The 13,111-nt window shown below is 69.7% G+C and carries 12 protein-coding genes; 7 read left to right on the top strand and 5 right to left on the bottom strand.

Annotated features, from left to right (window positions below; all coding sequences use genetic code 11):
• From VFF46_RS36880 to VFF46_RS36870, 3 genes are all read right to left on the bottom strand, one after another.
• Nucleotides 1-960 (bottom strand): alkaline phosphatase family protein (locus tag VFF46_RS36880; RefSeq protein ID WP_325041906.1); only part of this gene is annotated, 960 nt, incomplete at its 3' end.
• Between the two features lie 16 nt (nt 961-976).
• Nucleotides 977-2,542, bottom strand: coding sequence for a S53 family peptidase (locus tag VFF46_RS36875; protein ID WP_325041905.1), 1,566 nt, complete (start codon nt 2,540-2,542; stop codon nt 977-979).
• 109 nt (nt 2,543-2,651) lie between these two features.
• On the bottom strand, nt 2,652-3,227 hold the full coding sequence (locus tag VFF46_RS36870) for a helix-turn-helix domain-containing protein (RefSeq protein ID WP_325041904.1): 576 nt from the start codon (nt 3,225-3,227) through the stop codon (nt 2,652-2,654).
• Nucleotides 3,228-3,308: 81 nt separating this feature from the next.
• Here VFF46_RS36870 and VFF46_RS36865 point away from each other — a divergent pair, with 81 nt between their 5' ends.
• The 6 genes from VFF46_RS36865 to VFF46_RS36840 all read left to right on the top strand — a co-directional run bounded on the left by VFF46_RS36865 (nt 3,309) and on the right by VFF46_RS36840 (nt 10,184).
• Nucleotides 3,309-4,190, top strand: coding sequence for an SDR family oxidoreductase (locus tag VFF46_RS36865; protein WP_325041903.1), 882 nt, complete (start codon nt 3,309-3,311; stop codon nt 4,188-4,190).
• 27 nt (nt 4,191-4,217) lie between these two features.
• Nucleotides 4,218-4,619 (top strand): VOC family protein, encoded by a 402-nt coding sequence (locus VFF46_RS36860; RefSeq protein WP_325041902.1) that lies wholly within the window; start codon nt 4,218-4,220, stop codon nt 4,617-4,619.
• A 59-nt stretch (nt 4,620-4,678) separates the two neighbouring features.
• Nucleotides 4,679-5,095: a Fur family transcriptional regulator gene (locus tag VFF46_RS36855; protein ID WP_414673134.1), complete on the top strand. Its 417-nt coding sequence runs from the start codon at nt 4,679-4,681 to the stop codon at nt 5,093-5,095.
• A 34-nt stretch (nt 5,096-5,129) separates the two neighbouring features.
• On the top strand, nt 5,130-7,343 hold the full coding sequence (gene katG, locus VFF46_RS36850) for a catalase/peroxidase HPI (RefSeq protein ID WP_325041900.1): 2,214 nt from the start codon (nt 5,130-5,132) through the stop codon (nt 7,341-7,343).
• 105 nt (nt 7,344-7,448) lie between these two features.
• Complete coding sequence (locus VFF46_RS36845; RefSeq protein ID WP_325041899.1) at nt 7,449-8,888, top strand: GuaB1 family IMP dehydrogenase-related protein; 1,440 nt, start codon at nt 7,449-7,451, stop codon at nt 8,886-8,888.
• A 312-nt stretch (nt 8,889-9,200) separates the two neighbouring features.
• A complete protein-coding gene (locus VFF46_RS36840; protein ID WP_325041898.1) occupies nt 9,201-10,184 on the top strand; it encodes a helix-turn-helix transcriptional regulator in 984 nt (327 codons plus the stop codon).
• Here VFF46_RS36840 and proS read toward each other — a convergent pair.
• Entirely contained in the window at nt 10,181-11,590 is a 1,410-nt protein-coding gene (gene proS, locus VFF46_RS36835; RefSeq protein WP_325041897.1) for a proline--tRNA ligase, read from the bottom strand. The two genes, VFF46_RS36840 and proS, sit on opposite strands and share 4 nt — an antisense overlap.
• 132 nt (nt 11,591-11,722) lie before the next feature.
• Between proS and VFF46_RS36830 the strand changes: the two genes are divergently transcribed.
• Nucleotides 11,723-12,736: a metallophosphoesterase gene (locus tag VFF46_RS36830; RefSeq protein WP_325041896.1), complete on the top strand. Its 1,014-nt coding sequence runs from the start codon at nt 11,723-11,725 to the stop codon at nt 12,734-12,736.
• Nucleotides 12,737-12,783: 47 nt separating this feature from the next.
• Here VFF46_RS36830 and VFF46_RS36825 read toward each other — a convergent pair.
• On the bottom strand, nt 12,784-13,111 hold a 328-nt coding region (locus VFF46_RS36825; RefSeq protein ID WP_325041895.1), incomplete at its 5' end, for an NADP-dependent isocitrate dehydrogenase.

The raw sequence follows: 13,111 nt of genomic DNA, 5'->3' as shown, positions 1-13,111 counted from the left end.
GTTCAGGGTGGCGTTGGGGGAGAGGTCGACCAGGTCGGCCAGGCCTTTGTCGGTGTCTACTCGGGGGACGCCAAGGGCAGGGAGGGCCAGGAGGTCCAGGGCGGTTTTGGGGATGGAGGGGTGCCAGGACCAGCGGTGGTCGATGCCGGGTTTTACGCGGCCGCCGAACATGAGGAGGGGGACGCGTGGGCCGTAGGCCAGTTGGATGCCGTCGGGGGTGATCTCGACGTTCGGGGTTTGGACGTGGTCGTCGTAGCCGCCCCAGTCGTCCCACGTGAGTAGGAAGACCGTCGAGTCCCAGGCGCCGGCAGCAGTGACAGCGTCGACCACTTGCCAGACCGCGTCCATGCCTTGGGTCACGTTCGCGGGTGGGTGCTCGTCGAGCGGCGAGTCGTGCCACACCATCGCGAGGGCGGGGAGCTTGCCTGCTTGCGCGTCGGTGATGATGTCGGCCGAGCGGACGATGTTCGCAGAACCCTTGAGCTGCTTGTAGAACTCGACCGGGTAGCCGCTGCTCCCGGTGTACGCCTTCCAGGTGAGGCCATGGTCGGCGGCATGTCCTGGCAGCGACGGCATGTCCCAGACCGGGCTCGGCTTACTGCGCGACGGGTTGCGCAGGGTCGGCGTCTGACCGCCGACGATGAGCAGGTGGTTCGGGGTCGAGTTCGTGCCGTACCCGGAGCAGTGGTTCTCGATGAACGCGCCGCTCGCGGCGAGCCACGCGTAGAACGGCAGATCCTTGACCGTGTCGAACTGGACGTGGTCCCCGGTGCTCTTCTTCGTCAGCCACTTGTAGTACGCCTTGCGGTCGTGCGGCTGGTCGGACGCGGGTGGGTTGGCGCTGGCCGGCCAACCGGTCGCGACGTTCGCGCCGTACGCCGCCATCGAGCTGAAGTAGTTGTCGGTGGTGTGGTTCTCCTGGACCATCACGATGACGTGGTCGATCGTGGGGTTGGCCATGGGGACGCCTTTCGGGTCAGGTCGTCGGGTTCTGCAGTGCCTGCAGGAGCGCTGCGCCGTCCGGAGTGCCGAGGCCGGTGCACGCGTCCCAGCCCGGCGCCGCCGCGTACGCTCCGTTGTTTCCGCTGGTGATGTCGTGGAAGCCCGGCTGTACGGCGCCCGCGCGGACGCCTTGGTACAGCTGGGTGTGCACCAGGCCGAGGTTGCGCCCGGTGCCCTGGGCCAGGCGGGCCAGGAGCGCCGCCCACAGCGGGGCGACGGCGCTGGTACCGCCGACGACGATGCGTTGGCCGTCGACCAGTACCTGGTAGCCGGTTGCCGGGTCCGCGTTGCCCGCTACGTCGGGCACACCCCGCCCGGTGCCGCCGCCGGCGCGCGTGGGTACGCCGGCCGTGGACTGGAACGCCGGTACGGCGAACGTGTCGCTGACGCCGCCGCCGGTGGCCCCGCCACCCGAGCTGTTCCAGACCGTCTCGGAGGCGATGGTGGGCGGCGTGCCTTCGAGGTGGGTGCCGCCGCACGCGAGCGCGTGCGGGCTCGAGGCCGGGAAGTCCGCGTGCTGCGCGCCGTCGGACTGGCCGTCCGTACTGCCGTTGTCGCCACTCGCCGCGCATACCGTCACACCGAGCGCCGCGGCGTCGGCGAACGCCTGGTCCATCGCCGTTCGGGCCTGCGCCGTCCACTGGTCCTCGGACTGGCCCCAGCTGATGCTGACCGCGGTCGGCGTCGGGGTGGCGTGTACGGCGGTGGTCACCGCGTCCAGGAAACCCTGATCGGTGTTGGGCGCGAAGTACACCAGTTGCTGGGCCCCGGGAGCGAGCGCCCCGGCGACCTCGATGTCGAGCATCACCTCGCCGTCGGCGGAGTTCGGGTCGCCGGTCGGTGCGTTCTTCGCGCCGTCCACCTCGACGGCGGTCACGGTCGGAGCCGGAATCTTGAGGCCCGCGAAGTACGTGCTGATGTCGGCCGGCGCGAATCCACCGCCGAGCTCGATGATCGCGATCGTCCGGCCGGTCCCGTCGGTCCCGGCCGGGAAGTTGTAGAAGGCGCCGAGCTGGTCCGGCGTGAACGACTGCGCAGCCGCCGGAGCCGCGTGCAGCCGGAACTGGGCGCGCGCCTGCGGACGGTCGTCGAGACCGAGTACGGCGGTGACGATCCCGTCGAGTGCGGCGGGTACGGACAACGGGCCGGACCGGACCCGGTGATCCGCGGTGGATCCCGCGCTGTCCCGGGTGCGGACGACGGAGAGCTCGGTACCGAAGACCTCCGTCAGCGCGGACACGGGCCCGCGTACGGTGACCCGCCGGGCACCGACGTGTGTCTCGGTGATGCTCAGACCCGCTGCCGTGAGTACCTCCCGCACCCGGGCGAGGTCCTCGTCGGCGGCGCCGTACCGCCGGGCGAACTCTTCCGTGGTCACGGTCTCGGGTCCGGTCACGAGACTCTCGTCGAGTTCGGTACGACGCCGCAGTACGAGCGTGACCGTGATCGACGTGTCCGGGGAGACCGGGCCGACTGCCTCGGCGTCGGCGAACGTAGGACGGGAACTGCCGGGAATGGGGGTACGCGCGGAGTTCGGCACGCGCTACATGATTGCCCACCGGCAGCTCATCAAACCACCCGGTGCAGTGATCCCGTCACACTCAGTTTCCGCTCAGCGAAGATGTGTCAAGGTTCCGCCCCGCGTCTCGTCAGCCGAGGGAGGCGCTGGCGGCGCGTAGTTCCTCGAGGGCGGCCAGGGCGTGTGGCGCGAGGCCGGCCTCGTCGTGTTCGAGGTCCATCCAGGCGGCATAGCCTCGTTTGAAGGCGAGGACGCCCAGCTCGGCGGCGAGGTGTGCGAGCGGGTCCGGTACGCCGCGCGCCAGCAGGGCGTCCGTCATCGCGGTCGCGAGCCCGACGCTCTTCAGGGCGTCGCGCTCCTGCAGTTCGGCGCTCGCGGAGACGGCCGCCTTCAGCCGGGGGCCGAGCTCCCGGTTCATCGGTCCCATCGCGCTCGCGGCGCGCTCGAGCCCGGCCGCGATCGCGGCGAGTGGGGCGGCGTCCTCGGGTGCTTCGGTGATCCCTTCGACCAGGAGGCGGCCGAGCGTTTCCTGCCCGGCCACTAGGAGCTCCCGCTTGTCCGGGAAGTACCGGAAGAAGGTGCTCTTCGTGACCCCGGCCCGGTCGGCGATCTGGGCGACGGTGGTGGCGTCGTAGCCGTGCTCGGCGAACAGGTCCACGGCGGCCAGCACGAGTCGTTCGCGCGCTCCGGGTTCCCATCTCGCCATGCGTCCAGTGTAGGTGATGGGACCTTTGTCCCGTCGGTGCTATCGTGATGGGACAAAGGTCTCGTCACGAGGAGTGTTTCCATGAAGGTCTTCGTCACCGGCGGTACCGGGCTGATCGGGTCCGCTGTTGTTCGTGAGTTGCTCGGCAACGGGCATGAAGTGGTCGGATTGGCGCGGTCCGACGCGTCGGACGCGGCGCTTCGGGAGGCGGGGGCGACGACCGTGCGGGGTGGCCTTGCCGACCTCGACGTACTCCGTGCGAGTGCTGCCGGGTCCGACGGGGTGATTCATCTTGCCTTTAGCAACGACTTCAGCAGTCCGGACGCGCTGGCCGCCGGCGTTGCGGAGGAGGGCGCCGCGCTGCAGGCTCTCGGGGAGGAGCTGGTGGACAGCGGGCGGCCGCTGGTGACGGTTTCGGGTACGCCGTGGGTGCCGGGGCGGCCGTCCACCGAGGAGGACCCGTTGCCGCTGGACGGGCCGGTCGGTGGACGCGGGCGTTCCGTGATGGCGGCGCTGGGGCTGGCGTCGCGCGGGGTGCGGAGTGCCGCCGTACGGATGCCGCGGACCGTCCACAATCAAGGCGACGGCGGGTTCGCGGGGCTGTTGACGCAGATCGCTCGCCAGGCCGGCGTCTCCGGGTATCCGGGCGACGGTACGCAGCGGTGGCCGGCTGTGCATGCACTCGATGCGGCGGTGCTGTTCCGGCTGGTGCTGGAGAACGCCCCGGCGGGTACGGCGTGGCACGCGGTGGACGACGAGGGTGACGCCGTACGGGACATCGCGGCCGTCATCGGTCGGCGTCTCGACCTGCCGGTCAAGTCCGTACCGGAGGAGACGTTCGGCCCGCTCGGCCCGATCTTCGCCGCCGACCAGCCGTCGTCCAGCGCGTACACGCGGAAGACCCTCGGCTGGCACCCCGAGCACCCGAGCCTGCTGGCCGACCTGGAGAACATCCAGCGCTGAGGCGCAGACTGTGGACGGAGGTGTGCGATGGCCACCGTTCGCTACATAGTTCACGACGTCGACGCCGCGATCGCCTTCTACTGCGATCTGCTGGGTTTCCATGAGGTGATGCACCCGGCGCCGACGTTCGCCATGGTCGCCCGGAACGACCTGCGGCTGACGCTGAGCGTCCCCGCGGGCGGTCCGGGCGGCGGGCAGGCGATGCCCGACGGGACGTTGCCCGCGCCGGGCGGCTGGAACCGGATCTCCCTCCAGGTCGAGGACCTCGAGGCCGACGTCGACCGGCTGCGCGTGGCCGGAGCCGTGTTCCGCAACGACGTGGTGACCGGCGTGGGCGGGAAGCAGATCCTGGTCGACGACCCGTCGGGCAATCCGGTCGAGCTCTTCCAGCCACTGATCCCCGAGGCCCGCGAGCCGGAAGGCGGTTAACGCCGCACCTAATCTTGACTCATTCCAGAAAACGCGGAAGACTGCGGAACGTGCCGACGGTGGATGAGCTCCAGGGGTTGTTGCGTGGGGTCTCGCTGCGGGTGACACGGCCGCGACTCGCGGTGCTGGCCGCGGTGTACGGGAACCCGCATGCGGACACGGACTCGATTATCGGTGCCGTGCGCAACGAACTGCCCCAGACCTCGCACCAGGCCGTGTACGACTCGCTGCAGACCTTGACGGCGGCGGGTCTGGTACGGCGGATCCAGCCGTTGGGCTCGGTGGCGCGCTACGAGTCGCGGGTCGGCGACAACCATCACCACGTCGTCTGCCGGTCGTGCGGTGCGATCGCCGACGTCGACTGTGCGGTCGGGCACGCGCCCTGCCTGACCGCGTCCGAGGACCACGGGTTCGTCATCGACGAGGCCGAGGTCATCTATTGGGGCCGGTGCGCGGACTGCGCACGACATACCTGAACTCCCGAAAACGTCCAGTCCTGGAAGGAATCCGATGTCCGAGAACCATGAGCCCCTGCCCGGCGAGGCCTCGACCGAGAGCCGCGGCGCCGAGACCGGTGGCTGCCCGGTGAACCACGGTCAGGGCGTGCACCCGACCAGCGGGAACGCCAACCGCGAATGGTGGCCGAACCAGCTGAACCTGAAGATCCTGGCCAAGAACCCGGCGGTCGCGAACCCGCTCGGCGCGGAGTTCGACTACGCCGCGGAGTTCAAGACGCTGGACCTGGCCGCGGTCAAGGCCGACATCGCCGAGGTACTGACCACCTCGCAGGACTGGTGGCCGGCCGACTTCGGCAACTACGGCCCGCTGATGATCCGGATGGCCTGGCACAGCGCCGGCACGTACCGGATCCACGACGGCCGCGGTGGCGCGGGTGCCGGTCAGCAGCGGTTCGCGCCGCTGAACAGCTGGCCGGACAACGGCAACCTGGACAAGGCCCGCCGGCTGCTCTGGCCGGTGAAGAAGAAGTACGGCCAGAAGATCTCCTGGGCCGACTTGCTGATCCTCACCGGCAACGTCGCGCTGGAGACGATGGGCTTCAAGACCTTCGGGTACGCCGGCGGCCGCGAGGACGTGTGGGAGCCGGAGACCGACGTGTACTGGGGTCCGGAGACCACCTGGCTCGGCGACGAGCGGTACTCCGGTGACCGCGACCTGCAGCGCCCGCTCGGTGCGGTCCAGATGGGCCTGATCTACGTGAACCCGGAAGGCCCGAACGGCAACCCGGACCCGATCGCGGCGGCCGTCGACATCCGGGAGACGTTCGGCCGGATGGCGATGAACGACGAGGAGACCGTCGCGCTGATCGCCGGCGGCCACACGTTCGGCAAGACCCACGGCGCCGGCCCGGCGGAGAACGTCGGCGCGGAGCCCGAGGGCGCCCCGATCGAGCAGATGGGCCTGGGCTGGAAGAGCACGTACAACACCGGCAAGGGCAAGGACGCGATCACCAGCGGCCTCGAGGTCACCTGGACCACGAAGCCGACGCAGTGGTCGACCGACTTCTTCGACATCCTGTTCGGCTACGAGTGGGAGCTGTCGAAGAGCCCGGCCGGCGCCAACCAGTGGGTGGCGAAGGACGCCCAGGCGATCGTCCCGGACGCGCACGGCGGCCCGAACAAGCTGCCGACGATGCTGACCACCGACCTGTCGCTGCGCTTCGACCCGATCTACGAGCCGATCTCACGGCGGTTCAAGGACAACCCGGAGGAGTTCGCGGACGCGTTCGCGCGGGCTTGGTACAAGCTGACGCACCGCGACATGGGCCCGATCGAGCGGTACCTCGGCCCCGAGGTCCCGAGCGAGGTGCTGATCTGGCAGGACCCGGTGCCGGCCGTCGACCACGAGCTGGTGACCGACGCGGACGTGACCGCGCTGAAGGCCGCGATCGCCGCGTCCGGGCTGAGCGTGTCGCAGCTGGTCTCGACCGCGTGGGCGTCGGCGTCGACGTTCCGCGGCAGTGACAAGCGCGGTGGCGCCAACGGTGCCCGCATCCGCCTGCAGCCGCAGAGCGGGTGGGAGGTCAACAACCCCGACGAGCTCGCCCAGGTACTGCGGACTCTCGAGGGCATCCAGCAGTCGTTCGGGAAGCCGGTCTCGCTGGCGGACCTGATCGTGCTGGCCGGCGGCGTCGGCGTGGAGATCGCGGCGAAGAACGCCGGTGTCGACGTCGTCGTACCGTTCACTCCTGGTCGTACGGACGCGACCGCGGAGCAGACGGACGCCGACTCGTTCGCCGCGCTCGAGCCGGTCGCGGACGGTTTCCGGAACTACTACGGCAAGGGCAGCAAGCTGCCGGCCGAGTACCTGCTGCTCGACCGCGCGAACCTGCTCACGCTGAGCGCTCCGGAGCTGACGGTCCTCGTCGGTGGCCTGCGGGTCCTCGGTACGAACTACGACGGCTCGAAGCACGGCGTACTGACCGACAACCCCGGCACGCTGACGAACGACTTCTTCGTCAACCTGCTCGACCTCGGCACCGAGTGGCACGCCGCGGACGACAGCCAGGAGACGTTCGAGGGCACCGTCAACGGCACGGTAAAGTGGACCGGTACCCGCGCCGACCTGGTCTTCGGCTCGAACTCCGAGCTCCGCGCCCTCGCCGAGGTCTACGCGGCCGACGACGCGAAGCAGAAGTTCGTCACCGAGTTCGTCGCCGCCTGGCACAAGGTGATGGAGCTCGACCGCTTCGACCTGCACCGCTGACCCACCCGAACCGGCTCCCCTCCCCGAGGGGAGCCGGTTCCCTTGTTCCGGGACAGGTCGTCTGGCAGGCTGGCTAGGTTTGCACTCGGGCGGAAGGGGTCTGTCATGCGGTTTCATCATGATCGGGAGCCGGTTGGTGACCTGACGTTCAGTGACGTGTTCCTGGTGCCGAACCGGTCCGGCGTGGCGTCGCGGCTGGATGTGGATCTGTCGACCTCCGACGGGAGTGGTACGTCGATCCCGATCGTGGCGGCGAACATGACCGCGGTGTCCGGGCGCCGGATGGCGGAGACGATCGCGCGCTGCGGCGGGCTGGCGGTGATCCCGCAGGACATCCCGGTGGACGTGGTCGCCGAGGTCGTTGCCTGGATCAAGCAACGCGACCCGGTGCACGACACCGCCCTGGTGCTGCCGCCGACCGGGACCGTTGGCGAAGCCCTCAATCTGCTGCCGAAGCGGAACCACGGCGCCGTGATCGTGGTCGACGACGGCCGTCCGGTCGGTGTGGTGACGGACGCGGACTGCGCCGGCGTGGACCGGTTCGCACAGCTGGACGCGATCATGTCCCGCGAACTGCTGACGGTGCCTGCCGGCATCGACCCCGAGACCGCGTTCAACAAGCTGCACGACGGCCGGCACCGGCTCGCACCTGTTGTCGACGGCAACGGTCAGATCGTCGGCATCCTCACCCGCCAGCGCGCGCTTCGCGCAACGCTGTACGACCCCGCGCTGGACGCAGGAGGCAAGCTCCGCGTCGCCGCCGCGATCGGGATGAACGGCGACGCCGAGCAGAAGGCGAAAGCCCTGCTGGACGTGGGGATCGACGTCCTCGTGCTCGACACCGCGCACGGCCACCAGGAGCGGATGCTCGAGGTCGTCGAGCGGGTTCGCGCGCTCGGCCCGGAGGTACCGATCGTGGCCGGGAACGTGGTCACCGCCGAGGGCGTCACCGACCTGGTGAACGCCGGCGCGGACATCGTCAAGGTCGGTGTCGGGCCGGGCGCGATGTGCACCACGCGGATGCAGACCGCGGTCGGCCGCCCGCAGTTCTCCGCCGTACTGGAATGCGCGACCCGGGCCCGGGAGCTCGGCAAGCACGTCTGGGCGGACGGCGGCGTACGGCATCCGCGGGACGTGGCGCTGGCGCTCGCGGCCGGCGCGTCCAGTGTGATGATCGGGTCCTGGTTCGCCGGTACGTACGAGTCGCCCGGCGACCCGCACCGGGACAGCCAGGGCCGGATCTACAAGGAGAGCTTCGGGATGGCGTCCGCGCGTGCGGTGAAGTCCCGGACCGCCGAGGACTCGCCGTTCCAGCGGGCCCGGAAGAGCATCTTCGAGGAGGGCATCTCGACCGCCCGGATGTACCTGGACGCGGAGCGGCCGAGCGTCGAGGATTTGCTGGACTCGATCGTCTCGGGAATCCGCAGCTCGTGCACGTATGTTGGTGCGGCCAACCTCACCGAGTTCCACGAGCGGGCCGTGGTCGGCCTGCAGACCGCGGCCGGGTACGCCGAGGGGAAGCCGCTCGAGACCAGCTGGCTGTGAGAGGGCGTCTGAGGCCCTCATACCGAGGGTGAGACCGGCGGCCACCAAGTTCATACGCCGGGCGATGGTCACGTACGGCGATCGGTGGCACCGTGGTGGCATCAGGGGGAGGAAGGGCACCGACCAGCCGTCGGGGGGTCGATGATCCGCCTTGGGGGCAGTGGATCCGGTCGACGCGGGGGCGCACAGCTACGGTGTCCTGCTCGTGGACGCGGGTGGTGGCGACACCACCCGCGCCCCGCGTGCAACGCATGCATGGTGACCTGCGGGGTACTGCGAGATAGTCGCAACGGTTGACAGGGAGCCGACTCCGTGGACGCGGGCAAGCACGCCCCACTGCGGGTTGATGCGGAGACCGCGATCATCCTGCGTGAGGCGTACCACAAGATCGAAACCTTGTTCCGGTCCGACCACTACGGCCTGTACGACTATGTCCGGGTGGTGGCCGGGAAGGTGGCGCACGTCGACGCGTTCTTCGTCGGCCTGCTGCAGGGCACCCGCCGGGTGCGGTACCCGTACGGCTACGTGGACGGGCAGTACGTCGACCCGGCCACGCACAACTTCGGCCCGAACGGGCAGACCGCGTGGCTGATCGAGCACCGGCGGACGTACCGGTTCGCCGACGACGACGGCTTCGCGATGCGGGCCGGCGTACCGGTCGGGGATCCGCGGCGCCGCCCGGCGGACGTGGTCACGGTACCGATCTTCCGGCCGGCCAAGGACGGGCCGGACCAGCTGCTCGGCATGCTGTCGATGCAGAGCTACACGCCGCGGTCGTACGACGACAACGCAGTACGGGCGTTCGAGTGGTTGTGCGACGTGGTCGAACGGGTGCTGACCCGCGAGGGCGAGGACCGGGACGCGTTGCGCCGGCTGCCGGCGGGCGACGACAGCTCGAACACGCTGACCTCCGACCACGTGATGGAGTACCTGACGCACCGGGTCGCGTCGATCCGCGAGATCGCCGCCGAGGCGCTGGGCGAGCCGGAGGTGGGCGCCGCGCTCCAGGCGCATCTGGAGCGGATCGTTGACGTCACCAAGCATATTCAGTCCGAGATGATCGAAATGCTGATGGACACCGACGAGGCACCCGAACGCCGTTTCGCCAGCCTGACCAAGGCGCAGAAAGGCGTCGCGCTGCTGCTCGCGGACGGTCTCGACAACGATCAGCTCGCCGCCGAACTGGGCGTCAGCCTGAACACCGTGAAGACCCACCTGAGCGCGATCCTCCGCAAGTACGGTCTGCGGCATCGCGCCCAGGTGGCCGAGGACGTCCGCCGGTACCTGGCCCGTTAGTACGAGCGGGCCACGTACGCCACCAGGTCCGGCTCGTTGTCCGACACCGGCAGCGAGCCGTCGGCGCGTTGCAGGCAGCGGACCGTGATGCCGGACTCGCCGAGGCGGTCCTCGCCCTCCTCGCCGATCGCGTCGTACGGCAGCCGAGCCCAACCGGATGCCGCCGCCTCGATCGCCTCGTCGACCGTGGCGACGTCGGCGATCCGCGACGCCTGCCGCTCGGTCGCCTCGGCCAGCAGGTGGGCCTGGTCGGCCTCGATGGCTGCTACCACGGTCGGAGTCAGCTCGGTCAGGGCGACGGCAGACTTGGTGGAGCGCAACCGGCGTACGACGGTGGCGACGCCGGCGGCCAGGTCCCGCGGGCCGATCTCGACCCGGACCGGCACACCCTTCAGCTCCCAGTTCACGGCGCGCCGCCCGAACGGCTGGTCGGCGCGGTCGTCGACCGTGACCCGGAGGCCCTGCGCGGTCAGTTCGCCGGCGATCGTGTGCGCGGCGGCGACCGCCTCGTCCTTGACCGCGAGTACGACGACCTGCACCGGCGCGACCGCGGGCGGGACCCGGAGACCGGCGTCGTCGCCGTGCACCATGATCAGCCCGCCGACCAGCCGGGTGGTGCTGCCCCAGGACGTCGTCCACGCCAGCTCGCGCTGCCCTTCGCGCGACAGATAGCCGATGTCGAACGCGCGCGCGAAGTTCTGCCCGAACTCGTGCGACGTACCCATCTGCAGCGCCTTGCCGTCGCCGGTCATCGCCTCGAGCGTCATCGTGTTCACCGCGCCGGCGAACCGCTCGCGCCGGGTCTTCCGGCCCGGCACGACCGGGATCGCCAGTACGTCGACCATCACCGCGCGGTACACGTCGTACAGGATCCTGGTCGCGTACGCGCGGGCGTCCTCGGCGGACGCGTGCGCCGTATGGCCTTCCTGCCAAAGGAATTCGGTGGTCCGCAGGAACAGCCGCGGGCGGAGCTCCCAGCGGACGGCGTTCGACCACTGGTTCAGCAGCAGCGGGAGATCCCGGTAGCTCTGGATCCACTTGGACATGTACGCGCCGATCATGGTCTCCGACGTCGGCCGGATCACCGCGGGCTCCTCGAGCTGCTTCCCGCCGGCGTGCGTCACCACGGCGAGCTCGGGGCTGAAGCCCTCGACGTGCTCGGCCTCGCGCCGCAGGTAGCTCTCCGGGATCAGCAGCGGGAAGTACGCGTTCACCGCGCCGGTCGCCTTGATCCGCCGATTCATTGCCTCCTGCAACAGTTCCCAGATCGCGTACCCGTACGGTCGTACCACCATCGTCCCCCGGACCGGGCCGTTGTCTGCGAGCTCGGCCTTGGCGATCACATCCTGGAACCAACGGGGGAAGTCCGTCGCCTGCGCGGCAAGCACGGATCGGGTAGCTGTCATGACGGTCAGTGTAGGAAGCCCCCACGGCATGCTGCCACGTATTTCCTCCTCGCCAATGTTCATCCAGGGGTGCCCGGGCGTTCACCGCCGGGCCGAAAAGTTGGCCCGTACCCGCTCGGACTTGGAGGATTTGTGAGAGTACGTCGTGCGCCCGTGATCACCGCGTGTCTGGCCCTGCTCGGGCTCGCGGTAGGTGTTCCGAACGCCGCCGCGGACCGGGGACCCGATCCGTACACGTTCGCCGTGATCGGCGACATCCCCTACGGCCCGGCGCAGATCGCCCGGTTCCCGAAGGTGGTCGACCAGATCAACGCGGACAAGCCGGTCAAGCTGGTCACGCACCTCGGTGACATCAAGGACGGCTCGTCGGTCTGCAGCGACGAGTACTTCGCCCAGGTGAAGGCCCAGTTCGACCGGTTCACGGACCCGCTGGTCTATACCGTCGGCGACAACGAGTGGACCGACTGCCACCGCGTGAACAACGGCGCCTACAACCCGCTGGAGCGGCTGGCGAAGATCCGGCAGCTGTTCTTCCCGCAGCCCGGCCGGACGCTCGGGCAGCACCCGGCGAAGGTCGAGAGCCAGGTCGCGCAGGGGATCCCGGAGGACGTCCGGTTCACCCGCGGCGACGTCGCGTTCGCGGCCCTGCACATCGTTGGCAGCAACAACAGTATGGCGCCGTGGACCGGGAAGACCGCGCCGACCCCGGAGCAGGCCGCCGAGGTGCTGAACCGTACGTCGGCCGTCATGCAGAGCATCCACGACACGTTCGCGCAGGCGCGAGCCGATCGCGACAAGGCCGTCGTGCTGCTGACCCAGGCCGACATGTTCGACCCGACGGTGACGAACCCGTCGTTCGCGGACTACTACGCGTTCCAGCCGATCGTGCAGGAGATCGCCCGGGAGTCGGCGAACTTCCGCGGGCCGGTCTACCTGTTCAACGGCGACAGCCACGTCTACAACAGCGACAAGCCGCTGGCGGCGGGCTCGTCGTGGCTCAAGTTCTACGGCGTGACGGCCCCGGCCGGGAACCTGTCGCGGATCACCGTCGACGGCTCGACCGGCGACAACGACTACCTGCGGGTGACGATCGACCCGCGCGACCCCGCCGTACTGAGCTGGACGCGGGTGCCGTTCACCTCCTGAAAAGCAAAGGGCGCCCGGGGAGGACCCGGGCGCCCTTCAACAGACGGTCAGAGCGAAGCGAGCGCCTCGTTCCAGGTCTTCGACGGGCGCATGATCGCGGCCGCCTTCGCGGGGTCGGGCTGGTAGTAGCCGCCGAGGTCGGCCGGGCTGCCCTGGACCGCGAGCAGCTCGTCGACGATGGTCTGCTCGTTCGCGGCCAGCGTCTCCGCCAGCGGCGCGAACGCCTTGGCCAGGTCGGCGTCGTCGGTCTGCTTGGCCAGCTCCTGCGCCCAGTACAGCGACAGGTAGAAGTGGCTGCCGCGGTTGTCGATCCCGCCGACCCGGCGGGTCGGGGACTTGTCCTCGTTCAGGAACGTGGCGGTCGCCCGGTCCAGG

The organism is Kribbella sp. (genome assembly GCF_035655035.1).
Classification (GTDB): domain Bacteria; phylum Actinomycetota; class Actinomycetes; order Propionibacteriales; family Kribbellaceae; genus Kribbella.
This window is presented reverse-complemented; position numbering and strand designations above follow the sequence as displayed.

What these genes read in the sequence shown, in the direction of transcription:
- VFF46_RS36845 (WP_325041899.1), top strand. Translation starts at nt 7,449, where the DNA reads ATGCGGTTTCATCATGATCGGGAGCCGGTTGGTGACCTGACGTTCAGT.
- VFF46_RS36870 (WP_325041904.1), bottom strand. Translation starts at nt 3,227, where the DNA reads ATGGCGAGATGGGAACCCGGAGCGCGCGAACGACTCGTGCTGGCCGCC.
- proS (WP_325041897.1), bottom strand. Translation starts at nt 11,590, where the DNA reads ATGACAGCTACCCGATCCGTGCTTGCCGCGCAGGCGACGGACTTCCCC.
- katG (WP_325041900.1), top strand. Translation starts at nt 5,130, where the DNA reads ATGTCCGAGAACCATGAGCCCCTGCCCGGCGAGGCCTCGACCGAGAGC.
- VFF46_RS36860 (WP_325041902.1), top strand. Translation starts at nt 4,218, where the DNA reads ATGGCCACCGTTCGCTACATAGTTCACGACGTCGACGCCGCGATCGCC.
- VFF46_RS36865 (WP_325041903.1), top strand. Translation starts at nt 3,309, where the DNA reads ATGAAGGTCTTCGTCACCGGCGGTACCGGGCTGATCGGGTCCGCTGTT.